Raw genomic sequence first — 25,356 nt, forward strand, 5'->3', positions numbered from 1 at the left:
TAGTGTATTTTTATATATTTTAGTAATATGGTATACGACATGGAAATTTTTTGATAAGGAGTAGTCTATGAAAAAGAAGTTAACTATTATACTAGGTATTGTTATTGTATTGCTTATTGGAGCTTATTTTGCAGTAGGGAATTATTTTTATAACTTTGCGCTAAACGCGGATGATGAAAAGGAATTTTTAGAGGGGAATGAACATCTAGAGGACAGCTTATTAATCGATGAACAACTAGAGGCAGAGGCAACGGCTGCGGATGAAGCGTTCCTGGTCGAACACAAAATGGAAACGATTTCCATTACTTCAAATGATGAACTGAAGTTGAAGCTGGCCGGCTATGTGTATGAGCAGGAAAGCAAAGTGTCTGAATGGGTCATGGTAGCGCACGGATATACAAGCAGTGCAGAAGGGATGACTCGGTACATACGCCATTTCTATGAACAAGGCTACAATGTGCTGGCGGTGGATTTACGCGGGCACGGTAATAGTGAGGGTGATTATATCGGCATGGGCTGGCATGATCGACTTGATATGGTCGAATGGATTGATGAGGTCATTCAGCGTGATGCACAGGCAGAAATCGCGTTATTCGGTATTTCGATGGGCGGAGCAACAGTCATGATGACAGCTGGTGAAGAGCTTCCTGACAATGTGAAGGTGATTGTGGAAGACTGCGGCTATGCATCGGTAAGTGACGTATTTATTTACCAGCTGGATGATTTATTTGGTTTGCCGGAGTTCCCTGTTATCCAAGCGGCAAATACTGTCACGAAAATACGCGCGGGCTATGATTTATATGAAGCATCTGCTGTAGAGCAGCTGAAGAAAAGCGAACTGCCGATTTTATTTATCCATGGGGATAAAGATACATTCGTGCCGTTTGAAATGCTGGACGATGTTTATAATGCGGCAGCCGGCGAGAAGGAACAGCTTATTATTGAGGGGGCTGGCCACGGGGAAGCCGTAAAAGTGAAGCCTGATGTGTATTGGCAGGCAGTGGACCGGTTTATGGGTGAGTACCTGTAACATATACCGAGTAATTTTGTATTAGGGAAATGGATGTGTAATAGAAAGGCAAACTTTCCCGACGAGGATGCTGAACACTGCTGACCATCCGGTATCCATTCATGTGGACACCGGATGGTTTTTATTTGAAAAAGGAAATGACCATTTAATGCGGTCGTTTGGAAGGTTTGGCATAACAGGGGTACTGCTAGGCAACCGAAAAAATTCCTTTCCCGGTAAATTAACAAGTGGTATGGGGTCAGGAATATGTTTTTAATGAGTGATAGGCAGGGCATTCAAAATCACCATGTTTCAGTTTATGAAAAATGGCCTTCACCAATTTTATAAAAGTACATCAGAAGGTATCTGTGCAATTTTTGAAACGAAGAGAGCAAATTCCTTCGGAGCGCTCATGCGACAGATGGACCGGAATTCAAATGATTTTAGGGCATTTGAACAGCAGGACTTTTTATTAATTGTAATACCATATAGAAACGTGAAAGGAGTTGTATAGGATGGAACATGTTAAATGGAGTATATGGGATGAGCCGGTGACAAGAGAAACAGTAGAGGAAGTCGCAAAAAAACTTGCTGTTAGATTCCCTGATGATTATATACAATGTGCCATGGTCAATCACGGCGGTCATGTAAATCCCCATCTTTTCCAAGTAGAGGGGAAGGAACGGGTTTTTGGAACATTCTTAAGCTACGAAGAAGAGGACAGTGAATATATAGTAGAAGTCTTTCATGATTATAAGGAAACACTTCCTGCACAAGTGATTCCGATTGCTTTCGATCCTGCAGGTAATCTGCTGTGCTTTGATTATAAAAACCGAGAGGATGATCCAATTGTCGTCTTTTGGGAACATGAAAATGCCGGGGAAAAGGAAATGCTGATGCATGAAGAAGGGCTGACAGCAGAGCAGGCAGAAGAGCGGGCGAGAGAAAATGTTTTCTATGTGGCAGAGTCGTTTACAGATTTTCTAAAGAAGCTGTATGAGTGATAGATATTCGCCGGGAAGGAGGGGCAGCAGTGGGATCCTACGTTTTACTGTTGAAGGAGTATGAGGATGATGCAAAGGTCCTCTACCGTTTTGGTCCTGATGAAGAGAGGATGGGAACAATTCAGCTGGATAAAGGAACGGGAAAGTTTTCGGAAATAGAAGCTATACCTGATCCAAAGCTGCCTTCCCGCTTTTACTTTGACCGTGCTGCCGTGAAGCTGGCGGTATGCCTCATAAGAGAAAGAGGCGTATTCCCGAGGAGAATGGCTTTTGAATCATAGGGATATGGCTCTGTAAGCCGTGAGAGGGGTTATATTAATAAGGAGGGATCAATTTGGCTGTAAAAGAAGCAATGAAAAAGTATTTCCAGATGAGAAAGGAAACAGCTGCTCAAGGGATGGATTTTCTATTTAAGACACCTGAAATCGATCAAGGTCTACTCATTTATGAGGGGATGGCCGATGAGGAAGGATATAGATCATGGAAGCCGGTAGAGATGACTGTATTCCCTGATATAAAAAAACTGGAAGATGAGTTTGCATTTCACTTACATACATCCATTGCAGCATATTTCAGCTCCTACTGGTTTGCGGATTTGGACGGCTTTTTTAAGGACCATTATATTGCTTTGGAATCTGTGCTGCCGAACACCGAAATAAATTCTTTCAGAGAGTTACTGAAGGGATATAAAAAAGCTCATGGAAACAGCTTAGAGAATATACCTATTGGAATAGAAGGAGAGGGGCTGGTGGTCGTAGTGGATAACAGCTCCGGAAAAATCCGATTAGAAGACTATGAGCGCGGCACATTCGAAGATCTTGCCGAAAGTATAGAGGATGTAATCGAAAATATGAGGCTGAAAAAGTGAGAATTTAGGAAGAGGGTATTGTTTCCTGATAATATATTTATTTAATTCATAATGAAGTCGTTTAACATTAAAAGGTATTAATTTATTCCAGGAGCGTGCCATTTAATGGAGTACCATAACGTTTGAATGTGAAACCTTATCCGATATTTACCGTCAAGCTCCGTAGATCTTTTAGATGGAGGTGGCCAATTGTTTAGTAAGCGAAGATTTTATTATTTGGTGTTAACGGTATATTCCTCCCTCCTGCTAACAGGTTGTGCGGGCTTAGCAGATTATAGTTTAGACCTCCCTGAAAGTTATTCTATTGTACGGACATCAGCCCATCAAGTCACGATAGCACGTAAAACGAGTGATTCCAGCTGGGGAAGTGATGTAATACCAGCAAAAATTACTGAAGCAGCTTGGGATCATCACTATATTCTAGCAAAGCAACTTGGTTTGATGGATGACCCAAGCAGCAGTAATAGTTATCAAATACCTAATAATGAGGATATTCATTTCTGGATAGTAGAGATTAAATCCGGAAAGGTATTTGGTCCCCTTGATGAAGAGAATTTTGCAGAAAAAAAGAAGGAATTGGGTATTTCAGAGAGGATAAAATTAAAAGAAATTGAGGATTTAAAATAGCTAATTATTACAAAGTGTACCACGTGCATTTTGAAGGGGAGGACAAGAAGCTGTAGTTTCTGTATTGGCGGGATGATCTATTTACTAAAAATAACGGGAGCTTCCACCTGTGGAATGCTCCTTTTATTCGGCTATCATAACGATGACATATATAATATAAATAAGCCATGCCGGTCTATCATTTAGTACCGGCATGGCTTTTAGCATGAATTCAACTAACCTGCAATCCATTTACCCCGAGCAGTTTGTTTACTTCCTCCATGGCCTTCTCCAGCCGCTCCTGATAGCTGCCAGAAATAGAAATAGTCTGAATACCAGCTTCCTCTAGCAATGATTTTAGAATATCGTTATTCGTCTGGCGGACCTTTTCCTCCCCAAACACTCGCGTTCCGTCATCAATCCAGTCTACATCAGGCTCTAGGAACAGCCACAGGTCGAACTGCTGGAGCTTGGCGATTTCATTTAGCACCGGCTGGGTTTTCCCCTCATAGGCGATAGAAAAGAACTGGGTGACGAGCGCTTCTGTATCAATAAAGAGCAGCTTATTAGCTTTTTTAAGTTGCTCTTTAATCTGGTACTGATGTTCGAAAGCAATTTCAGGGAAGTCACTTTCTAGAGTCTCATATGTACCGAGGCGTTCGTAATACGTACGCCCCCACTCCTCTACGTGTGCGGTGTTATACAAGGTTGCCAGATTTTTGACAAGTGTAGATTTCCCGCAGCTTTCCGTTCCGACGATCACAATCTTTTTCACAAAATAGGACTGCACAAATTTGGGCAGCATTTCCCAGTGTTTGAGAGGTCCTTCCGTGCGGATTTTTGTGGCTGAAATAGGATAAACGCTGCGCGCACTGTCGATCATCATGTGCTCTGCATCCGGGTACAGCTTTGCAAAATATTCCCCGTACGCATTCTCGGATGAAAAGACGGTATCAATCGGTTTCCCAACAGCAGCCTTTATTCTTTCCGCTCCAAGTTCCCAATCGGAAAATTCACCAGTCTGGGGTTCATAGATGGCATGCACATGGACATGGGGCAGGTTTTTTGTAATCTGCTTCCACCAGCGCAGGCGTATCTTGTAAGGTATCGGCTCAATATGTGAATGATGATAGTAATGTTCCTTTTCATACTCTTCATCATATGAAACGACGACGTGGAGCTCTTCTACCATTGTAGAGGCTTTAATCATGGCATAGACATGCCCCATATGAACCGGAATGAATTTTCCGCCATACATCCCAATTTTACGCATGCCCATATGCTTCCTCCGTAGTCTGCTGCTTGGATATACGCAGCCAGTTAATATAGCCGTAAACAGAGTTAATAAGGAACGCTGTCCACATGACGAGCACCGCCCAGTCATTACCGCCGGATGTAAGCAGTGTCACAAGCCAAAGGATAATCATCAGCACGTTCACCACAATCCACATAATCCACTGCTCTGCATAACGCTGTATCATTAAAATCTGCGCAATAATTGATAGAACGACGGCAACAGAATCAATCCGTACTTGCTGGCTGCCAATTAAATGCAATAGTTCAGCATAAAGGAGAGAGGCCGCTACGGATAGGATCAGCAGAATAATCCAGCCTTTTTTCGTTAATCGTTTAGCGGTAATATCCTCTCCGCGAATACTGCTGTCCGTTTTGTGCTTATTCCACATGTAAATACCGATGAATTGAATCGGCAGGTAGAAGAGGCCATTCAGCATTGCCTCTCCGTATAGATTATAGGTATAGGAAATATACGCATATGTGGCACATTGAATAATGCCGAAATAATAATTGCTGATTTTCCCCTTAGCTACAAGCACCACACAAAGCATGCCGGAAATTGAGCTGATAAAGCCAATCAGCGTGTCATCCCATATAAAAAATAATGCGATTTGAATCAAGGTAAAAAGCGTCAGCCATGAAATTTCAAATTTTGTCCAATCTTTAAACATACTATCCATCCTTTCTTCGCTCAATTTTAGCACTTTTAACCAGTAACCATCAGCACCCAAGGAACTAATCTTAAAGGGGATGAATCGTAAATATTTCCTATCTTACTTTAGTGGGAAACAAGGCAGATCCTGACTGGAATTGTTTATGTTATAGGCCGGAAAATTGATCGTTCAGCTTTTAAAGCACTATAGAAAGGTGTGCCATCAAAAGAATGGTATCTTTCCTGATCGGTATGTTAGCTGGTGGATTATAAAAAATAAAAGAAATGTAATCGAGCAGACAACGCTATTTTTAGGAGCTAGAAGAAAAATAGAATCTCATCTTAAAAGCATATAAAAAACTAGACAGATGGTGTTGGGTATTTGTGTTTTAGCCTTTTACAGGAAAGAAAAAATACATAAATTAGAATATCAGAATAGAAAGGATAGATAGTGTGGACAATAGACATTCCCATAAAAATAAGAGAAATTGTCACTGTCAAGGCCGATTCCAGAAAAAATCCAGCAGAAAAAATAAATGCTGTCATCACTATGATTGCAGAGATTTTTTTCAAGTAAACTTCTCGGGTTTAACAAATAATCTGAATTACAAGCTGCTGAAACACAAAGGCTGTGAATTAGAAATGAATACGATTGATGGGCGTAGAAAAAAAGGAAAGACAGATCATATAGGAATAGACTTTGTAGATATTAAAAATGAAAATGGACATATCGTTACAGTATTGAAGGATAAGATTGTTTCAATTGATTGGCTGTCTCGGGATTGCAGTCCAGACCATGACATGAAAAAGCGTTGTGACCGAAAGCAAAATAAAAAGCGGCATGATCATGACGGTTGCTGTAGAAAGCATGATGAGAAAGACTGCCATGACGAGTTCGAGTGGTGGGAACACGACAAAAAAGAATGTCATGACGATTGCCACTGCCGAAAGCATGATAAGAAAGACTGCCATGACGAGATCGAATGGTGGAAACATGATAAAAAAGAATGTCATGAGAGTTGCCGCTGCCGAAAGCACCATAAGAAAGGCTGTCATGATGAGTTCGAGTGGTGGAAGCACCACAAAAGAGACTGTCATTGCGGAATGTATGGTAAAGATGATTATTAAAACAGCTGGAAGTTTTATTAATTGGCAGGCCATTATTATTGAAAAGCGCCTCATGCAGGGTATTTAAACCAATTGACCTTCAATAGTTTGAATAGGATAACAGTAAAAGTTAGGGAAAGGAGTATTCCTATTCACAGAAGAGCATTTTTTTCCTTTATGATAATCGCTTTTTTCATTCTGGGAATGGAAAAAGCTTGGGGACACTCGTTTGTCATAGAGGAATATCCTGCCCCGGGCAGCCTTCTTGAAAATTCTCCTGAAGAAGTAAAAATTACATTCAACAGCGGGGTAGAAAGTGATTTTTCTATTCAAGTCTCAGGTGAAGCACAAAAGAAAGTAGCAGTTGAAAGTGCGAGTAGAAGCGACGATCAGAAAACGATCAGTGTTCAGCTTCCTTCTCTCGAGAGTGGCCATTATACGGTAAAATACTATGTAATTTCCTCCAATGATGGTCATCCAGTCCAAGGTTCTTTTTCATTTAAGGTTGAGACAGATGATCCACCACTCATGGAGGATGAAAAGCAGAACGGAGAAGTGCCCATTCCAGTAATCGAAAAGGATGATACTGGCGATGCAATGCCACCCGAAGAACAATCGTTATCAATAAATACTGCGCAGCTATCGGAATGGTTCATCTATATGATGAGGGCAGTTTATTATGCAGGTCTCTTGCTGATCATAGGGTGGGTGTTTTGGTGGAGGGTTGTGCAAAGATATAACGGTGATATTTTGAAAAAATACGCGTTATGGGGCATTAGCTTCCAGCTGCTTCATCTAGTTGGATTACTGTCTCTACTATTAACCCAATTAATGGTTTTCAATGAGAATGGATTAACGTTCGGGGCGGATTTTCCGTTTGATACAACGTTCGGTGCTATATGGCTCTTCTCGCTCTTTCTGTCACTGATTGGATTGGTTTTTCTTTTTAAGAATCAGTGGTTTGATTATTCATGGCTTATTGCCCTTATAGTGAGCAAAAGTATGAATGGACATTCCTTTGAGTTTGAACCGGTAAGTATTTTAGTAGCTGCAAATAGTATTCATCTACTGGCAGCGGGGATATGGGCTGCGGGATTAACCTTTATCGTCGTCTTTTGGCGTAAGCAAGGCATGTATGTTCGCCAATTCATGCCGCTGTTTTCAAAAGTTGCGCTCCTCACTATGATTGTTCTGTCTATCACGGGGATTTTTACAACGGTAATGTTCCTTCCGAGCATTGATGCACTATTTTCAGATTGGGGCTACTTTTTATTGTTGAAAGTGGGGCTAGTGATCATTGTCCTTGTAGTGGCAGCCATCATCCAGGCGAAATATAAAAACGATAAAGCTGCAGAAGTAGAAAAACTGGTGAAGACAGACTTTTTCCTGATGCTCTTACTCGTGGTAATCGTTTCTATATTAACTTATGTGAGTCCGCTGTCTTAACAGCTATGAACGAATCGAGAAACAAAGAAGTGCAAATGATGCATATACTAAAATCGTACAAAACGTAATCAGCCCTAAATCTGCTACGACGCCAATCATTGGTCCCATAACCCCGCCCATAATACCGCTGGAAACCCCGGAAAGTAATGTTTGATAGTCTACCAAAGCACCAAAAAGGGCTCCAATTAAAATGGCTAAAAGCGTGGTAATGATGGTAACAGCAGTATAGTGGGCAGGGAATGCATACCCGAGTATCGTTCCAACAGCGATTCCCATTACGGTACTGGCTGTCATGGCGATATTCATCCCTAAATGATAGCTGATCAAGTCTTTTAATCTATATAAAAAAGAATAGGATAAGGAACCAACAAAGAAATAGCTCAACAAAATCACTACCAATAATATGCTCATTCAATCCATCTCCTTTCCCCATTATATGTACAACTGAATGTGAAGGGTTCCAACGGGAGGGAAGAAGTAAATCATGACGGAAACATATGATAGAAATCACCCGGAGTTGAAAGGAGAAGCAGGCTATACCTCGCCGGCAAGTTCTTTGCCGCTGCACGAATTGAAGATGCTGCAAGAAACGATCCATGGCTTGAATCTTCAAAATCTGGGGCAAAAAATCCCCCGATCCAAACAACAGATGGTTTTGCTGAAGTTTTTTAAATCGAAGAAAAACCAATTGGTTGAAGTCTATTCACGCAACGGGGAAGAAGTGTTGCATACGGTTGGGAAAGTGCATGTCATTGGCAGAAATTTTGTGATGTTAAAAACACTCTTTACCCGTATATGGATACCTTATACAGCTATCCATTCCGCAAAATCGCCATTCGGTCTGCCGGATGTTCCGGGTACGCATCAGCATGTTTTCATCGACCAGGAGCTTAGACGGAAATTATTAACGAATTTCGGAGAGACTGTGGCAGGGAAGGAAGTGTTAAGGCAGCAGTTCTTTGAAGAGTATCTCGAAACAAATTTAAAATCATGGCGAGGGACCTATTTAACAATCGATTCGAATCAGCAAGTAAAGGGAAAATTATTGGATGTACACAAGGGAACTCTTACGATAGGGAAAAGAGAACAGACAACTGTTCTCCTCTCACAGGTCACTTACATGAAGCAGACACGGTACATTTCTATTTTTCAAAAATTCATATCAAAATGGAAATATCAAAAGAATAATAGCTGAGTACCCAAATAACGATTGATGGGAAACGGGTTTTTGCAACAGTTTCTTGCTGATCCATATCGTGTTGGCCAGAAAAGCCTGAGATCATGTCAATGGAAAGCGGGCCGACTATAGTGCAAGCTGATTTCTTAAAAATAAAAGGTAAATCAATACATCTGAGGAGAGAGCTGTCCAATGAAGATAGCTCTTTTTTTTATGTATGGGGGAATGAATCATTTTCGCTGAAAAAAATTACATAAAATACTGGTAATTTACAAGTAGGAGGATGTGAATGAGGGTGGAGGATTTTATAAACGATATTATTCCGGAGAATGAATTATTTTTGGAAATGATTGGCCGGACAATATTGTTAGTAACAGAAAGCAAACAATTAAGTATTTTGGGTCAGTCATTTCGACCAATTTTTACAGGCGAAGTGGCAGAAGTGACGAACGGTTTTATTACACTAGATCCGGTCATTATCAAAATGCATAATGCACCATTCTTTAAGTTCCCGACACCATTAAGTTTTCCGATGGAACATATAGCCGTTTTTACTCCTTTTGATCCGGATCGTCAAATTCCTGTTATTTAAACAAGTAATAGAAAGGGTGAGATAAGTGAAAAATGAATCAATTAGAGCACAAGATTCAATTGGTATAGATATTAATGCAATTAGAGAAGCGGTAGTTTCGCTTGAATTTCAAAATAATATTGAGAAAAGGGCATTAATATTAATTTCTTCCTTCCCTTTTCTAATTATAGGAACAATTGAAGAAGTCGTCAGCGATTATTTAGTAATAAAGGCTGAAGTGACGAACGTAACGGAGCTTGACGGTGAAGTATTCCGAATTCATATAGACGATATTGAAGTCTTTTATATTGAAAAAGAGGGAAGAGAGATTCCTGATATACGAGCTGGTCATCATGCTTAGAAAGTATCATATAGTAGCTATTTCGATTCGAATTGTGGTCAATCGTTTCGGGGACCACAATCCAAATGGCAGAATGTATATTCTAAAAGAAAATGAAAAAATCATTAAAAAGAAAGTAGAATTAAATCCCTTTACACCTGTGGAACTTGTCGAGCCTCTTGTCATACGGGCTAATGAAGGCGATGATATTGAAATCCATTTCGAAAATCAGCTGCCCTTCAACACGGGCATGCATATTCAGAATGCGGAATACGATGTGATGACGTCTGACGGTGCCTTCGTTGGACGGAACCCCGACACAACCGCGGCTCCTGGAGAGACGATTGTTTATAAATGGAAGGTTTTGAGTGAGGGTGTCCACTATTTTTCAGATTTGGGGAACCCCTTGTCCAGTGAACTGGGAAGCAACGTTCATGGGTTATTTGGCGCTTTATTTGTTGAGCCAAGAGGATCTTGGTGGACCCATCCTGAAACAGGGAAAAAAATCAACAGCGGGGTTTTTGCGGATATTCACAACCCGCTGCTGCCGTCTTTCCGTGAATTTGGATGGTTTTTCCATGACGAAATGGAAGTCGATGATCTAACGGGGCAAAAGCCGATTAGCCCACATACTCTTCAGCCGGAAGCTACGCATCTTGTTAATTACCGCGCAGAGCCGATGCGTAATAGAATGCGGCTTATCCAGGAAGGGGTCGTCTGTCCGGACTGTGAAGGGGAGGAAGTGCATCACGATTCCTGGGTGTTCGGTGATCCTGATACACCAATCATGAAGGCTTATGTAGGAGACCCGATTAAAATCCGCCTCGTTCATGGTGGAACACAGGAGACACACTCATTTCATTATCATGTGCATCAATGGCTGTTCGAACCGAAAGATGTAGATTCCGAACTGTTGGATGTTCAAGCAATTTCCCCCCAGGTGCAGTATACCGTCTCGCCGCTTTACGGCGCGGGAAGCTTGCAGAGAACAATGGGAGATGCCATCGTCCATTGTCACTTATATCCGCACTTCGGGGAAGGTATGTGGGGTATTCAACGAAACTTCGATACTTTGCAGGACGGCAGCATGTGCTATCCAAACGGCGTGCAGATTAAGGCATTAAAGCCATTACCCGACAGGCCAGTCCCTCCTAGACCAACACCTGAAAAGCCGGGTTTTCCAAACTTCATTCCAGGTATTCCCGGATTCAAAGCCCCGCGTCCCCCGCTTGGTATTATCGGGGGGAGAGAGGCAACCCAAATCGAAAAGAATCATTTCGTACCGAACGCTGTACCGGGTGCTGTATTTGCAAATCCTGCTATCCCAGGGGTTACACCTGTAAGAGAGTACCATGTCGCCTTGATTCAAAAGCCAATTGTCTACAACAAGGAAGGGTGGCATGATCCAGAAGGCCGGCTGTATGTACTAATGGAAGATGTAGAGGATGTAATGGCGGGCAGAAAAGAGCCCGAGCCGCTTGTAATCCGTGCTAATGCAGGTGAAGCCATCCGGTTCAAATATACAAATTTGCTGCCTGAAACGATTGGAGGAAATGCCTTTCAATTAGTGAACCGGACATATGAAGCAGGGATGCACGTCCACTTCGTAAAGTTCGATGTCCTTGTATCGGACGGGGCGAATGTCGGCTGGAACTATGATTCCGGGATTCTTTCAGGAGAAACGATTCAATATCAATGGTATGCGGATGTTGAGCTGAAAGCTACCTTCTGGCATGATCATCTATTTGCCAATGAGCATCAGCAGCATGGTGTATTTGCAAGCATTAATGTGCAGGCAAGAGGCTCGAAGTTTTTGGATTCTGCAACGGGCAAGGAGCTCGCCTCAGGGACAAAAGCGACGATTATCAATCCCCTAATACCGGACTTTCGTGAGATCACACTATTCGTTCATGATTTTGCCCTCCTATTCGATAAGGACGGCTGTCCATTAAATCCGCCTCCGTTCCCTGGTTCCCCTGATGATCCGGGCGTAATGGGCATCAACTATCGAAATGAACCGATCCAATTCCGCTTGAAGGAACCAGATTGTGACCCCGCCTACGCGTTCAGCTCCTGGCTCCATGGCGATCCGGTGACGCCGATGCTGGAAGCCTACAATGGCGATCCTGTACGTGTGCGGCTGCTCCAAGGGTCTCATGAAGAATCGCATAGTTTTAATCTCCACCGGCAGCGCTGGCATAGGGAGCGGCCAGACCTGGATTCTAGTATCGACCAGCAACAGCATATCGCTATAGCAGAGTCCTTCACATTGGAGTTCAGTATGGAAGGAAAAGGGGACTTCGATATGCTCTATCATTTTGGGGGAGTCGATGATATTTGGCTCGGAAACTGGGGGATTTTCCGTTCATTCGAAAAACAGGTGCCCCATCTGATTCCGCTGCCAGATAGAAGAGAACCGGTGTTGAGAAAGGAACCGCTGCCGCAGCGGACTGGTGAAAAGCCGCCAATGGCTGAACCATGCCGCTCTAAGATACCTGCTGGGGCAAAGGTTCGTAAATATGATGTCGCAGCACTTAACACGCGAATTGACTATAACAAGTATGGAGATCATGATCCGGCCGGTATCGTCTTTGCTCTTAAAAAGGATGTAGAAGCGATTTTGGATGGGAAGTTGAATCCCGAGCCGCTCATCTTACGAGCAAATGTAGGCGAATATGTAGAAGTAACGCTGACCAATTTAGTAAAAGGCATAGATCATCACACCGGCAAACATGGCTATCCGGAAGTTCCTGTAGACGCCTTTTTCCCGCCGTCTGATAGGATTTCTCTTCATGCGCAGCTAGTGCAGTATGATGTAAGAAACTCAGACGGAGCAACAGTTGGATTTAACTATGATCAAACAATTGGGCCAGGGGAATCTATTACGTATCTATGGTATATCGACCAGGACTTTGGCTGTGCCAACCTGTGGGATATGGCAGACATCCGCAATCATCGTCATCACGGGGCATTTGGCATGCTGATAGCAGAGCCGAGGGGCGCAAGGTATCTGAACAAAAGGACAAGAAAAGATGTGGAAACAGGCAGTCAGGTAATCATTTCAGCGCCGCTTCTGCCTGAATTCAGAGAATTTGCCTTATTAATGCATGATGGTGTTCGACTGCTAGATAAAGAGAATAGGCTGATACTCGATCCACAGCCGCTGTTTGAGAATTTGCTTGATCCTGATGAAGAAAGGCCGGACTTCGAAGATCAGGGATCCCGAGGCTTTAATTACCGGAATGAGCGTTTTAGCAATCGGGTGAAAAATTTTGAAGACATTCACAAAGTCTTTAGCTCGAAGAAATTCGGAGACCCAAGCACGCCGCTCTTTTTGGCATATTCAGGCGACCCAGTTACAATGCGGCTTGTGTTTCCGGCAGATAAGCCGAGAGCCCACACATTCATCATCCACGGACACAAATTTTTACGGAGTAAAGATGATGCAGATTCAGCTATCATCTCGGCACGGGGGCAAAATACAGTCGGCTCCAATAATGATTTGCAGCTGTTCTTTGGCGCTGGGGGTTTCTTTAATAAACCGGGAGACTATATGTACCGGTCAGGAAATATTCGCTGGGATATCGAGCTGGGCCTCTGGGGAATCGTCCGGGTGCTGAATGGAAGAAAAGGAAGCCTGGCGCCATTGAAGAAATCCACGGTCAGGGGCAGGAATGCTGCAAAGCGCCAGAAATACGGGTGAAAGGCAGAAGAAGAGTTCCTATGAATGATTATAAACGTATAAACAAAAGGGAGAATGAAGGTGTTTTAAATGGAATTTTGCCAGAACTGCAATACACATCCATGTAGCTGTCAGGCTATAGTTGATAATTGTTCTTCTTTATTTTCAAATTGTCTTCCACAAAAACCGGTCGATTTATTCGGCTCGCCATTCAATTGTCCGAAGCAAAAAAAGACTCCGAAATTTGCCTCCCCCAATAGTCGACTGCCAAAGGATGAGCTAGACCGTTTACAGGCTTGTATAGATATCGCAAATGATCTACTCCGTTCGCTCGGATCGGAGCCTGATCCCGAGAATCGCCGTCAGCTCCAACTGTACTTCATGGAACTAAAGGGGATATCCATAAAGGCGGAGATCGCTTGTATATCAAGGAAACAGGAAGAAGATTTTGTGCAGGCTCAGCTGCAGGAAATGAATCAATTAGGTGACCAAAAAGAATTAGCTGGAGAAGCCATGCAGGTGAAAGTAATAGAAAAGTTCGGCAAAGTAGCAACAGCAGGCCGAGACTTTATTCAAATCAATCCTGGCGGCTCCGCTGTTTTTATCTTCTACAGCCACCTGATTTCCATTAAAAGAGATGCCTGTGATGTTCCTGAAAGGCAGCCTGAATTTTTAAATGCGGATAGACAGACGAGGCGTGAACTAGCTTTCAATTTTGGAGAATATGTGAAGAAGAACCCTGACTTCGTCAATTTGTTTTTCGGTATCCCGCTTAGTAAGAAATTGAAGGAATTTATCGGAAAGGATATACAGGTGAGGATAAACAAAGCTGTACTTTCTGGTACTTTAATACGTTCGGAGGAAGAAAATATTCTTATTCAATGCAGGAATGAGGAAATAGAGGTCGACTTAAGAGAGGTTTGTTTCGTGGAGATAGTGAATTTGAAATAAATCAAGTAACTTGCTGATCGATGCAAAAGGAAGGACTGCCGAAAAAGTTGTCTTGTGGCAACATTTGGCAGACCTTTTTTCATTATAGAAAATCACTTTTTAAAAACTCAACTGCAAGTACTGCTTATGAAATAGATTGTATGAGGATAATAGACAATTTAGAGCCTTTAATAGACAATAGCTGATTACTAATAGACAATTATGCCCGAGTAATAGACAATATCGGCTCGTTAATAGACAAATTCCCTCTGATAATAGACAATTCATCATATTTAATAGAGCAGCCGTTATCTCGGCTGCTGTTTCATTTTATAAAAAAGCCCTTTTTGCTTCATCAGCTCCTCAAATGGACCGTTTTCTATCAGCCTGCCATCCTGCATAACGAGGATACGGTCGAAATCTTCAATGCCCTGCAGCTTGTGGGTAATCAGAATAACAGTCTTTTCTTCTGCTGCAAGCAGTTCCATGTGCAGTTTTGCAGCTGTTCGTTCGTCGATGCTCGTAAACGGCTCATCAAGCAACCATAGAGGACTGTTCCGCAGCAGCACTCGGGCAAAAGCAAGGCGCTGCTTTTCACCGCCGGAAAGATTGTCTCCTTTCTCATATACAAGGTCATCAAGCGATTTGTCTATTTGAACCTTCTCCAGTACTTGGTTAAGCTCTGCATCAGCGGCTTCAGGTCTTGCGATTTCCAGGTTATCACGAATAGTACCGGAAAAGAAATGGTTGTGCTGAAGTTGAATGCTCAACTCCTGCCATAGCGATTCCTCCTGCACTGCCTCTAGGTTCTGTTCGTTAATAGAGATTGTTCCTTTTGTCGGCTGCAGCCCCTTAATTAATAATTGGAACAAAGTAGATTTACCGGAGCCGCTCGGACCGATGATCGCAATCTTTTCATAAGGACGGATAGTAAAGGAGATATCCTCCAAAGCAGGGCGGCTCATCCCTGCATATAGAAAAGAAACATGGCTGCATGATATTGAATAGTCTGCTGTCTTGTGCAGATTCTCCTGAGTTTTTGGCTGCAGTTCTGTAATTTCCTCAAGTCTTGCAGTGGCAGTACGCGCCTCGCGTAAATAGACGGGAACGTTCGCCATGGGAATAGCCGCCTCGAAAACAGTCAATGAAATGAGGATGAGCATTGCCAAGTACAAACCTTCCATTGTATCAACTGAGACAAAGTAGGCACCGAGCAAGACAACGAGAAGGGCCGTAATGAGTGCAATCGCCTGGTTCCATGTATGCGTAAGCTGCTTGGCATTCTCTTCCTGCCTCATTTCCTCGGTATAGACTGCGCTAATATGATGCAACAGCTGTTGTCTGTGCTGTACCTGATGATGAAGCTGCAGGTCAAGAAAGCCGTAGAGAAATTCCGTCAGCTCAGATGCCAGCTCTTGCTTTGTATTAGCAGGAGTTTCTTCTTTATGCATGAGAGCAGCTGGGATGACAAGGGTAGTTAAAAGAAAACCAAGAAGCAGCACGAGTGCTATCCATCCGGAAAACCATGTTGTAAAGAGAACCGTTACAATGAAAACAAGCAATGCAACAAAGGGAGGATAGACGACGCGTAAAAAGAAGTTTTGCAGTACCTCCACATCGCTTGTAATACGTTTCAGCAAGTCCCCGCTGCGATAAGTGGAAAACAGTGTATTAGCATGCGGTTCAAGTTTCGTAAAAAAACGCATACGAATATCGCTCAATAGACGAAAGGTAACGCGGTGTGATATATAACGTTCTGCATATTTACTTGTCGATTTCACCACGCCGAAAAGCTTCAAAAATGCCGTTAAAATTAGAATGATATAAAACGGCGGCATAAGCGCTGCCTTGGAAATGAGGAAGCCGCTTTGGGCAAACAGGGCGACCGCTGTCAGCCCGCTGAGAAATCCTGCAATCATAGACAAGATGACATCCCGCTTTTCACGCCAAATCATATGGAGCAGGGTCTGCATCAGTCATTCCTCCTTGCTTCATAAATTGATAAAATGGGTGATCTGTCAGCTCACAATGAGTACCGGAAGCTGTTAAGCAGCCGTTCTCCAGTATATAAATATAGTCAGCATGAAGGATACTTTCAAAACGGTGTGCCACGATGACAACAGTGGCATTCTGACCAAGCTTTTTGATTGCCGCTGTCAGCAGCTTTTCCGTTAACACATCGAGACCGGCCGTTGGTTCATCAAAAAAGACAACAGACGGTTTTTTTAAGAAGGCGCGAGCCAAGGCAACACGCTGCTTTTCTCCGCCGGATAAGCCGCGGCCGGCCTCTCCGATATTCGTATCAAGCCCTGCTGGGAGGGAGCGGAACCATTCCAGGAGCTGCGCTTCTTTAAGTGCAGCAATCACTCTTTCATCGGAACAGTTCTGCCCCATACAAATATTATCGCGAAGTGTACCAGCAAATAGATAGGAATGCTGTGCAATATAGGTCATCTCTTTATACCAGGCTTCCTCGCTAATTTCATTTCGAGGAATGCTGTCTATAAGAGTGGACCCGGACTGCAGTTCGACCATACCAGCAAGCATATAAAGTGCTGTTGTTTTTCCGTGTCCGGTCGGACCGATCATGGCAATTGTCTGCCCGGACGGAATCGAAAGGGATAATGGACCGATCACAGGGCCATTCTTATAGGAGAAGACTGCGTCATGCAAGGACAAGCTTGGTTTTGGCGGTACCTGTTTTTCTCCCCACTGCACTGGTACAGACCTTTTTTGCAGCGCTTCCTCCAGCAGGGAAGCAGCGCCTAAGCTGCCGCGCCCTGTATGGAATGCCGCACCGAGTTCTTTGAGTGCATTGTAGAATTCCGGTGCAAGTGTCAGGACGAGAAAAGCCGGTGCAAAGGCAAGCGTCTCAAAGACAATCATTCGAAAGCCGATTTCCAGTGCTACAAGTCCGATGCCAAGCGTTGTTATAAGTTCAATAAACAATGTAGAAGCAAATGCTATCTTTAACACGGATAATGTGGCGTTCATAAAACTTTCATTATTAGCTGCTAAAACAGTTCTCTGTTTTTTACTTTGACCGAATAGCCGCAGCGTTTGCAGGCCCTGTAGTAGATCTAGAAACTTCCCGGAAAAGCGGTTCATTTCCACGAGCTGCTCTTCTGATTTTGCCTTTGTCTGCATACCGATGATGATATAGGTGAGGGGAATGAAAGGTGCGGTAATCACCATAATTAAAGCACTTGTCGGATGTGTGAAAAATACAGCAGCTAGGACAACAATGGGAATGACAGTGGTCTTGATTACCTGGGGAATATAATCCCGATAATAGCTTTCGAGTTCATTAACCGTTTCTGTAAAGAGAGTGACATTGCTGCCGGTCTGCTGCGAGCCTTGAAGTAAAAAAGTATGGTCTGACCAATGTTGAAGCAACTCGGCACGCACCTTCGATTTAACGGAAGCAGCTAATTGACCGCCAAGCCGTGCAATGAATAATTGGGTGGCAAGCCGAATGATAATAGCCGCAGCAAGCATCCACAAATAGGGAACTACTGCTGAAAAAGCGGCCTCCCGAATAAACACGAGATCTACTGTTTTTACAATACTGATTGCTTGTACAATGATGCTGCCGCTCTGCAAGAGGGATAAAATGGTAATAAAAGTAAGCATCCCTTTGTTATGTAAAGACCACATACGGAGTGTTTGCATGAGGTTCGACTCCTTTCTACATATGACATTTCCATAAATCCGCATTTTTAACCCTTTTCTTAGAATGAATATGGTTTAATGTAACATCCTATTCGGGCATGTTAGAGAGAGATTGTATAAATAATGAAGTACGTTAGGAGTGAATACGAATGGAGACGTCAGTCTTCTGGAGTCGGGCACTAACAGAATTAACCTTATCCTTTCATATTATCTTTGCAACACTTGGTGTCGGAGTACCGCTTCTTATTTTAATCGCACAGTACGTCGGTTATCGGAAAAATGACTCGCATTATACGCTGCTGGCGAGACGGTGGGCGAGGGGCTTTACGATTACTGTCGCTGTCGGAGTTGTAACAGGAACGATAATCGGGCTTCAATTGTCGCTTTTATGGCCGCAATTTATGGAGCTTGCCGGTCAAGTCATTGCACTGCCTCTGTTTATGGAAACATTCGCCTTTTTCTTTGAAGCAATTTTTTTAGGGATTTATCTATATACTTGGGACCGGTTCAAAAACCCGAAGCATCATATGCTGCTGCTGATTCCCGTGATGATTGGGGCTTCTGCTTCAGCTCTCTTCATCACGATCGTTAACTCCTTTATGAACTCACCGCAGGGCTTCAATATGGAAAATGGCGAACTGATTGATATTCACCCCATCATCGCCATATTCACTCCTGCTATGCCTACAAAGGTTACACACGTACTTGCGACAAGCTATATGACGGTCGCTTTTATATTTGCAGCGATTGCCGCTTATAAACTTCTGCGTGGAGAGAATCATGTATACCATAAAAAAGCGCTGTATTTGACGATGAAAGTAGGCTTGATTTTCTCTATCTCATCCGCTGTTTTGGGAGATTTCTCTGCAAAGTATTTGGCGGAGTATCAACCAGAGAAACTAGCTGCTGCAGAGTGGCACTTTGAAACGGAGGAAGGAGCAGAGCTGATTCTCTTGGGTATTCTAGATGGAGAGGAAGAAGTTAAATATGCGATCCGCATTCCGAAAATGTTAAGCTACCTTGCGTATGGAGATTTCAATGCAGAGGTTACAGGGTTAAATGAGTTTCCGGAAGATGAACGACCCTCACTCATCAACCATTACTATTTCAATATTATGGTGTTTATCGGGGTGCTGCTGATCTTTGTATCGCTCGTCTACGTATTCGGGAAATGGCGGAAGTGGCGCTGGGTCGAATCCAAGCCGTTCAGGTGGCTTATCATCCTGGGAGGTCCGCTAGCCGTCATTGCCATAGAGGCGGGCTGGTGGCTTGCAGAACAAGGCCGCCAGCCATGGATCCTATACCGTATCATGCGGACTGAGGAAGGGGCGACAACCGCCACGGGATTGGAATATTTATTCATTATGTTCGCTGTCGTCTATTTGATTCTCGGGGTTGGCTGCGCAGTTGTGCTGCACCGCATGTTTAAAAACAACCCGGTTGAAAAGGAATTATCATCAAGACACGGAGGTGGAGGCACATGGCATTAGAGGTACTTGGAATTTCCGTGTTATGGCTCTTCCTGTTCGGCTATGTGATTATCGCTTCCATTGATTATGGGGCAGGCTTCTTTAATGCCTATAGTCTGCTTCGGGGGAAAAATCACATTCTGTCTAAAATTATTAAACGTTATTTATCGCCCGTTTGGGAAATCACCAGTGTATTTTTCGTCTTCTTCTTTGTAGGCATTGTCGGGTTCTTCCCCCAAACCGCCTATTATTACGGAACAGTATTGCTTGTCCCTGCATCGATTGCACTTGTTTTATTTGCAGTGCGCGGAAGTTATTACGCTTTTGAGGCGTACAGCAGGGCGAGCGGGCATAAAGGATATGCCATGGCATACGGTATCTCAGGATTATTCCTGCCAGCATCTCTTTCAGTCGTATTTACTATCTCAGAAGGCGGCTTTATCAACATTGTAGATGGCAATCCGAAGCTCGATTTGATGGCATTACTGAAAAGTCCGCTGTCCTGGTCGATTGTTGTTCTCAGTGTTATAGCGGTACTCTATATTTCCGCTGTCTTTTTGACATGGTATGCATGGCGTGCAAAAGATAAAGAAGCGAGTGAATTGATGCGAACGTACGCGCTTATTTGGGCAGCCCCGCTTATTATTAGTGCACTCGGCATTATTATCGAGCTGAAAGTGCTCGGCAATTGGCATTACGAAAACATCCTGGATTTATGGTGGCTGTTCCTCCTTTCAGGTATCCTGTTCGTCATTACTATCTGGTTGATCGGAAAAAGGCGGAACTACGGATTGGCTGTTATCCTGCTTATTGTGCAATTCGCTGCTGCGTTCTTTGCATACGGAGCGTCGCACTATCCGTATTTGTTATATCCGCATTTGACGATTTATGATAGCTTTACGAATGAAGCAATGGCCATTTCACTTATTGTTGTCTTTATCCTCGGGTTCGCGCTGTTGTTGCCGTCGCTGTATCTTGTATTCCGCCTGTTCTTTACAAAAGATTATGTGTCCGGAAAAGATGAAACGCATGTATAGGGAGTGATTCAATGACTGATTTTGTGATATTTCAGGCACCATTCATTATTCTTATCCTTTCAGTAATCGCCGCCTTTGTCGTATCCACGAGAACAGAATGGATAGAAGATGAGAAGGACGATAGTCAGTAAGAAAACAGGATTGTCTATTAATAATAGGAAACTGTCTATAATGAGGGCTGGATTGTCTATTAACACGACACAATTGTCTATAAATAGGCTGGGATTGTCTATTATCATGACAAAATGGTCTATAAGCGGACGGTAATACTTATACCATAGAGCAAATAAGAACAGCAAAAGGTGTCCGAAATCATTTCGGACACCTCAGCCTGTTGACAAACGCTTTCATCCAGCGTTGCTTGCCTCGCTCGTCCGCTCATGAACTTAGGTTCTATTCGCGTCTTCGCTCAGCGGCGCGCCTTGTCTGGCAAACGTTTTCAAGGCAGGCTGGGTAAAACTTTACTTTAAAAAAACAGCTGAAAAAACGTAAAGACAAAGTCAACAAGGGACTTTGTCTTTACTCTGAGGTGTCCGAAATCACTTCGGACACCTTTTTTGTATATCTATACAGCAGCATTTTTCTTTTCCATCGCTTCTTTTTTGCCGTGAAGTACATAGTAAAGCGGTAAACAAATCACGATAACCGGTACCATGGCAAGGAAGATCATCCGGTATGTTGTATAGGGCTCTACAAAGCCAAGTAAAAACGGCCCGATGCCTAGTCCCAAATCATACAAAATGAAATAAGTCGATGTGGCGAGTCCGAAACGATGGGGTTCCGTTACCTTTACTGCAACTGCCTGCGCAATGGAGTTGAAGTTGCCATAGCCGAAGCCGATGAGTGCAGCGGCTAAAAGCAGCATCCACCCGGCACTTGCCTGGCTAAACAGCAGCATGCCGACAGCAAATAGAAGGAGGCACGGATAAACGATGATATTCGCACCCTTTGTATCCAGCAGCTTGCCTGTGTATGGACGGGAAAAAATAATAACGACAGCATACATTAAGAAGAAGTAGCTGGACGCTTCAACTAAATCGATTTCTTCTGCATAGAAGGAGATAAAAGACATAATTCCTGAGTATGCGAAGCCGACAATCAAGGCAATAAAGGAGATCGGTACTGCCTTTGGTTCGATAAATTTAGCAATGAAAGACGTTTCTTCCAGCTGTGAGTCAGCTTTTTTAGCAACCGGTAAATTGAGCTTCACAAAGAAGAAGCCAATTAGGATAAGTATGGATAATACAACATTCATCGTAAAAATCATGGTGAAGCCATTTTCAAGCTTCATCATAAAGATACCTAAAAATGGGCCAACAGCTGTCGCCAAAATGGCACTTAAGCTAAAGTAGCCGATTCCTTCTCCTTTTCGGGAGGCAGGGAGTAAATAAGCGACGATTGTACCAGTCGCTGTTCCAATGATACCAACTGCAATCCCTTGTGCAAGGCGCACAAGAAGCAGAAGACCGACACCAGCTTCGATGAAGTACAGACAAGAAGTAATCAAAAAGCCAATCAAACCAATCCACAGCATCTTGGAAGGGCCGAGCTTTCCGATAGTCCGACCTGCCCCTAGACGGCCAAATAGTGATCCAATAATGAAAATACTAGATACAAGACCTGCTGTACTTGTTGATACCCCATATGTATCAATCGAAAAAGAAGCGATCGTTACCATCAGCAGATAAAACATCAGAATTGCCATGAAGTTAATAAAGGAAACAATGATAAAATCCTTTGTCCAGATTTTTTCCTGCATTAAGAATGCGCCTCCTTCAAGGAGCTTTCCATCATAGTCAGTGCCTGCTCCATCTGTGTTCTGACAACGGGAGGAACATCTCGCAGAATGTTTTCCTGCATTGCAAGAATTTCTTTTGAGAGTTTTTCATACAACGTACTTCCGCTTTCTGTCAGTACAAGATTTTTCTCGCGTTTATCCCCGCCTGGAACGACAGCAATCAGATCTAGTGCCAGCATTTGTTTTACATTGCTCGATACTGTCGGCTTCTCTACATCCCAATGGGCAGCGAGCTGGCTGCTTGTGACAGTTTCATGCGCAGACAAAAACTGTAGAAGTGACCAGTTGCCCGGCGTCAGCCGGTACGGGACAAGTATTGTAGTTAGATGAGCCATATAGTTTCGATGAAAACGGTGAATTTGTAAAAATAATTTCATATGACAGCTCCTCTTTTAATTAGTTAGGTTACCTAACTATTAAAACAGATTATGAACATTTTGTCACGAAAATAGTGGCTGGCAAGTAAATACTTTAACGATTCTCATAACAAGAACAAGTTTACCTTCCAAAAAATATGTCAAATGGGTCAGGAAAAAATCCAAATAAATTTTAAAATAAATAAATTTTTCCTATAGATTCATACGTCTATATAGTAGTAGGATGAAATACAGAAAGGGTGTCTTCCTTATGAAACGACTGATCCGTGCTTTGCTCATATCGCTGGTGCTCCATTTTCTGTATGCCGTTATTTTATTAGGATGGGCATACATACAGACGCTCCTTTATGTTCCGGATTTTTCAAAAGCTAATGGGAAGTTCCTGCAGAATGAGCTGGCATTCGGCGCGGCATTTTCCGTTTGGGCGGCGATTGCTTCTATTAGTGTAGTAACAATCGTTACATGGCTTATTTTAAAGCTGGCGAGTATTAAAAAGGCAGCAGTGTAGAAAAAGGAAATCCCCGCACATACAATGGGGTAGATGCAGTTAGATTCTCTTTATTCGGGCAGTCTTCCATTACTAAGGAAGACTGCCCTTTTTTGGACATGAGGGGAGTGCATCTATTCAAAGAGTACAAGGTTATAGTCCTTGCCAGAGGAATGGGTCAGTATTGCGTGCAGCTGACCGCGGTGATGATAAATGTGAGCCGCTATTTCTATTAGCCATTCAAAGCGTGTATAGCTTGTTCCCCAATAGGAAGTGACCGGTTGTTCGAGCTCTTCTTCTGAATACTTCCCGTATACTTCTGAAAGGAAAGTAAAGCTTGTTTTCATTTCTGCTTCCAGTTCTTTTAATGAGGTTAATTTAATTTTTTCATACATGTTTGTCATCTTTTCCTGGCTGTATCCAAGTGAAATGTAATAGTCAGTCCGGCAGATAGTAGCAATATGCTGTAAAAGTTCTCCAACTGACATTTTATCAGGTGTTAGCCGTAATAAGAGTTCCTCTTCTTTAAGCTGCTGCATGAGTTTTATTGTTTTTTGTAAAGCTGTTTCGATTTGATGCAAGCAGCCCGCGCAGTAAGGGTTCATATACAAGTCCTCCGTTATCCAGTCATGCCGAAAATTTGCTATTCCCATTATACAAGTAAAATAAATTATTCTCCTATTTACGTTTAGCTGGGAATAGGTAAAGGGTAGGGAAAGTCAGCACGTAATACAATAAGGGAAACAAGATTTTCCAGTTGCTAATTAGATAAATCAACAGTTCAGCTCTTCCTCAGCGAATGAAGAATTGTTATACTAATAAACATCGAATTACTGCAGTAAGGAGGAGGATTGTTTGGAAAAGGTGGAACAGCATGAGCAGGTTAGGACCAGCTGGTGGCACGAATATTTCGTAAAAATGAGAGGCCAGCACCTAGCTGTCAGCCATCGAACGAATATAGCGGATGCCTTAACAGCAGCGGTTGGGGGATTTTTCGGTATCGGAACATTGCTGCTATTGACAGTTATGACGGGGACCACGTGGCTGATGGCGTCACTCGGAGCAAGTTGTGTGCTTGTCTTTGGCGCATGGAACGCTCCATTCTCCCAGCCGCGGAATATCTTAGGTGGACATGTTATATCGGGGCTGATCGGTATTTTATTCTATGAACTATTCGGACCAAACCCATTGGCAATCAGTGCGGCGGTAGCCCTTACTATTTTCCTCATGATGTTAACAAAGACCGTTCATCCGCCGGGAGGGGCAAATCCAATCATTATTATGCTTGGTGGTTATGGCTGGAACTATTTGTTTACTCCGATTATCGTTGGGGCGGCCGTCATCATCTTATATGCGGTTATTGTAAACAACATTCGGCAGAATCGGCATTATCCTTTGTTTTGGTGGTAAACATACATAAAGGAAGAAAGAAGTAGGCTGGTGAAATGAATATAACAACAGAAAGCAGGCACTATATCAAAGAGTTCGTAAACAAGTCTAAACATCAGACACTTCGATTTTATGGCATTTCAGCATGCTGTGGAGCTAGGGAATAGGGTGAGAGAAAGAGTGAGAAGAGGACCCCAAAAACAATTAGAAGATATTACGATTGAGGTAATCCACAGGTGAAGATGCTGCTGGAAAGTGTACCACTTGATGCGAGAGAACAGCGCGGGGAGCTCAGCATTATATCAGGGACTGCACACCAAGGCCGATTTAGCGTTGATTTGAAAAAACACTTTTTATAAAGAAGCAAGGGTTCAAAAGGACCTTTGCTTTTTCTTTTTAATTTTTTCCAAAAAAGGGTTGATAAAAAGAAGAAGTGTGT

General features: G+C 43.0%; 26 protein-coding genes. 17 read left to right on the plus strand and 9 right to left on the minus strand.

The genetic code is table 11. The features are described 5' to 3' along the window. Positions 1 to 67: 67 nt before the first annotated feature. The 5 genes from AA0Y26_RS06785 (at position 68) to AA0Y26_RS06805 (ending at position 3,508) form a co-directional block, all read left to right on the plus strand. Positions 68 to 1,030, plus strand: coding sequence for an alpha/beta hydrolase (locus AA0Y26_RS06785; RefSeq protein WP_413366272.1), 963 nt, complete (start codon positions 68 to 70; stop codon positions 1,028 to 1,030). Between the two features lie 494 nt (positions 1,031 to 1,524). Next, positions 1,525 to 2,013 carry an SMI1/KNR4 family protein gene (locus AA0Y26_RS06790; RefSeq protein WP_413366274.1) on the plus strand — a complete coding sequence of 163 codons (489 nt, stop codon included), beginning with the start codon at positions 1,525 to 1,527 and terminating at the stop codon, positions 2,011 to 2,013. A 29-nt stretch (positions 2,014 to 2,042) separates the two neighbouring features. Further along, the gene (locus AA0Y26_RS06795) at positions 2,043 to 2,294 is read left to right on the plus strand and encodes a hypothetical protein (protein ID WP_413366276.1); all 252 of its coding nucleotides are present in this window, start codon (positions 2,043 to 2,045) and stop codon (positions 2,292 to 2,294) included. 71 nt (positions 2,295 to 2,365) lie between these two features. After that, the gene (locus AA0Y26_RS06800; protein ID WP_413368091.1) at positions 2,366 to 2,881 is read left to right on the plus strand and encodes a SecY-interacting protein Syd; all 516 of its coding nucleotides are present in this window, start codon (positions 2,366 to 2,368) and stop codon (positions 2,879 to 2,881) included. Between the two features lie 189 nt (positions 2,882 to 3,070). Beyond that, the gene (locus AA0Y26_RS06805) at positions 3,071 to 3,508 is read left to right on the plus strand and encodes a DUF3997 domain-containing protein (protein WP_413366278.1); all 438 of its coding nucleotides are present in this window, start codon (positions 3,071 to 3,073) and stop codon (positions 3,506 to 3,508) included. A gap of 211 nt (positions 3,509 to 3,719) precedes the next feature. Here the strand turns inward: AA0Y26_RS06805 and nadR are convergent, their stop codons facing one another. The 3 genes from nadR to AA0Y26_RS06820 form a co-directional block, all read right to left on the minus strand. Then, positions 3,720 to 4,766, minus strand: a complete 1,047-nt coding sequence (nadR, locus tag AA0Y26_RS06810) for a multifunctional transcriptional regulator/nicotinamide-nucleotide adenylyltransferase/ribosylnicotinamide kinase NadR (protein WP_413366280.1) — start codon at positions 4,764 to 4,766, stop codon at positions 3,720 to 3,722. Next, positions 4,753 to 5,454, minus strand: a complete 702-nt coding sequence (gene pnuC, locus AA0Y26_RS06815; protein WP_413366282.1) for a nicotinamide riboside transporter PnuC — start codon at positions 5,452 to 5,454, stop codon at positions 4,753 to 4,755. Before pnuC ends, nadR begins: the two co-directional genes overlap by 14 nt. Before the next feature lie 740 nt (positions 5,455 to 6,194). Continuing rightward, positions 6,195 to 6,431: a hypothetical protein gene (locus AA0Y26_RS06820; protein ID WP_413366284.1), complete on the minus strand. Its 237-nt coding sequence runs from the start codon at positions 6,429 to 6,431 to the stop codon at positions 6,195 to 6,197. Between AA0Y26_RS06820 and AA0Y26_RS06825 the strand changes: the two genes are divergently transcribed. Both AA0Y26_RS06825 and AA0Y26_RS06830 read left to right on the plus strand, forming a co-directional pair. Next, entirely contained in the window at positions 6,430 to 6,630 is a 201-nt protein-coding gene (locus AA0Y26_RS06825; protein WP_413366286.1) for a hypothetical protein, read from the plus strand. The genes AA0Y26_RS06820 and AA0Y26_RS06825 overlap by 2 nt on opposite strands. 116 nt (positions 6,631 to 6,746) lie before the next feature. Beyond that, positions 6,747 to 7,988: a copper resistance CopC/CopD family protein gene (locus AA0Y26_RS06830; protein WP_413366288.1), complete on the plus strand. Its 1,242-nt coding sequence runs from the start codon at positions 6,747 to 6,749 to the stop codon at positions 7,986 to 7,988. 3 nt (positions 7,989 to 7,991) lie between these two features. On the opposite strand, the gene AA0Y26_RS06835 is transcribed toward AA0Y26_RS06830, so the two are convergent. Further along, positions 7,992 to 8,399 (minus strand): hypothetical protein, encoded by a 408-nt coding sequence (locus AA0Y26_RS06835; protein WP_413366290.1) that lies wholly within the window; start codon positions 8,397 to 8,399, stop codon positions 7,992 to 7,994. Positions 8,400 to 8,472: 73 nt separating this feature from the next. On the opposite strand from AA0Y26_RS06835, the gene AA0Y26_RS06840 reads away from it, so the two are divergent. From AA0Y26_RS06840 to AA0Y26_RS06860, 5 genes are all read left to right on the plus strand, one after another. After that, positions 8,473 to 9,183 (plus strand): hypothetical protein, encoded by a 711-nt coding sequence (locus tag AA0Y26_RS06840; RefSeq protein ID WP_413366291.1) that lies wholly within the window; start codon positions 8,473 to 8,475, stop codon positions 9,181 to 9,183. A 271-nt stretch (positions 9,184 to 9,454) separates the two neighbouring features. Then, entirely contained in the window at positions 9,455 to 9,757 is a 303-nt protein-coding gene (locus AA0Y26_RS06845) for a hypothetical protein (RefSeq protein ID WP_413366293.1), read from the plus strand. Between the two features lie 25 nt (positions 9,758 to 9,782). Next, a complete protein-coding gene (locus AA0Y26_RS06850) occupies positions 9,783 to 10,097 on the plus strand; it encodes a hypothetical protein (RefSeq protein ID WP_413366295.1) in 315 nt (104 codons plus the stop codon). Beyond that, positions 10,090 to 13,779, plus strand: a complete 3,690-nt coding sequence (locus AA0Y26_RS06855; RefSeq protein ID WP_413366297.1) for a multicopper oxidase domain-containing protein — start codon at positions 10,090 to 10,092, stop codon at positions 13,777 to 13,779. Before AA0Y26_RS06850 ends, AA0Y26_RS06855 begins: the two co-directional genes overlap by 8 nt. A 69-nt stretch (positions 13,780 to 13,848) precedes the next feature. Continuing rightward, positions 13,849 to 14,709, plus strand: coding sequence for a hypothetical protein (locus AA0Y26_RS06860; RefSeq protein ID WP_413366299.1), 861 nt, complete (start codon positions 13,849 to 13,851; stop codon positions 14,707 to 14,709). 287 nt (positions 14,710 to 14,996) lie between these two features. Here AA0Y26_RS06860 and cydC read toward each other — a convergent pair whose 3' ends face one another. Continuing rightward, positions 14,997 to 16,661: a thiol reductant ABC exporter subunit CydC gene (gene cydC / locus AA0Y26_RS06865; protein WP_413366301.1), complete on the minus strand. Its 1,665-nt coding sequence runs from the start codon at positions 16,659 to 16,661 to the stop codon at positions 14,997 to 14,999. Next, positions 16,630 to 18,360, minus strand: a complete 1,731-nt coding sequence (gene cydD / locus AA0Y26_RS06870) for a thiol reductant ABC exporter subunit CydD (protein WP_413366303.1) — start codon at positions 18,358 to 18,360, stop codon at positions 16,630 to 16,632. The genes cydC and cydD overlap by 32 nt, the downstream gene beginning before the upstream one ends. 149 nt (positions 18,361 to 18,509) lie before the next feature. Here cydD and AA0Y26_RS06875 point away from each other — a divergent pair, with 149 nt between their 5' ends. The 3 genes from AA0Y26_RS06875 to cydS are packed head-to-tail and all read left to right on the plus strand — an operon-like array spanning position 18,510 to position 20,997. After that, entirely contained in the window at positions 18,510 to 19,850 is a 1,341-nt protein-coding gene (locus tag AA0Y26_RS06875) for a cytochrome ubiquinol oxidase subunit I (protein WP_413366304.1), read from the plus strand. Continuing rightward, a complete protein-coding gene (locus AA0Y26_RS06880; RefSeq protein WP_413366306.1) occupies positions 19,841 to 20,866 on the plus strand; it encodes a cytochrome d ubiquinol oxidase subunit II in 1,026 nt (341 codons plus the stop codon). The genes AA0Y26_RS06875 and AA0Y26_RS06880 overlap by 10 nt, the downstream gene beginning before the upstream one ends. Positions 20,867 to 20,877: 11 nt before the next feature. After that, positions 20,878 to 20,997 carry a cytochrome bd oxidase small subunit CydS gene (gene cydS / locus AA0Y26_RS06885; protein WP_413366308.1) on the plus strand — a complete coding sequence of 40 codons (120 nt, stop codon included), beginning with the start codon at positions 20,878 to 20,880 and terminating at the stop codon, positions 20,995 to 20,997. A 434-nt stretch (positions 20,998 to 21,431) separates the two neighbouring features. On the opposite strand, the gene AA0Y26_RS06890 is transcribed toward cydS, so the two are convergent. Together AA0Y26_RS06890 and AA0Y26_RS06895 are read right to left on the minus strand one after the other, a co-directional pair. Continuing rightward, positions 21,432 to 22,625 (minus strand): MFS transporter, encoded by a 1,194-nt coding sequence (locus AA0Y26_RS06890; RefSeq protein WP_413366310.1) that lies wholly within the window; start codon positions 22,623 to 22,625, stop codon positions 21,432 to 21,434. Continuing rightward, a complete protein-coding gene (locus AA0Y26_RS06895; protein ID WP_413366312.1) occupies positions 22,625 to 23,041 on the minus strand; it encodes a MarR family winged helix-turn-helix transcriptional regulator in 417 nt (138 codons plus the stop codon). The genes AA0Y26_RS06890 and AA0Y26_RS06895 overlap by 1 nt, the downstream gene beginning before the upstream one ends. 250 nt (positions 23,042 to 23,291) lie before the next feature. Here AA0Y26_RS06895 and AA0Y26_RS06900 point away from each other — a divergent pair, with 250 nt between their 5' ends. Then, entirely contained in the window at positions 23,292 to 23,549 is a 258-nt protein-coding gene (locus AA0Y26_RS06900; protein WP_413366314.1) for a hypothetical protein, read from the plus strand. Positions 23,550 to 23,662: 113 nt separating this feature from the next. On the opposite strand, the gene AA0Y26_RS06905 is transcribed toward AA0Y26_RS06900, so the two are convergent. After that, entirely contained in the window at positions 23,663 to 24,133 is a 471-nt protein-coding gene (locus tag AA0Y26_RS06905) for a DinB family protein (RefSeq protein WP_413366316.1), read from the minus strand. A 313-nt stretch (positions 24,134 to 24,446) separates the two neighbouring features. On the opposite strand from AA0Y26_RS06905, the gene AA0Y26_RS06910 reads away from it, so the two are divergent. Next, positions 24,447 to 24,938: an HPP family protein gene (locus tag AA0Y26_RS06910; RefSeq protein ID WP_413368093.1), complete on the plus strand. Its 492-nt coding sequence runs from the start codon at positions 24,447 to 24,449 to the stop codon at positions 24,936 to 24,938. Positions 24,939 to 25,356 lie beyond the last annotated feature (418 nt).

The organism is Lysinibacillus canaveralius (assembly GCF_047301505.1).
Taxonomy (GTDB): domain Bacteria; phylum Bacillota; class Bacilli; order Bacillales_A; family Planococcaceae; genus Lysinibacillus_B.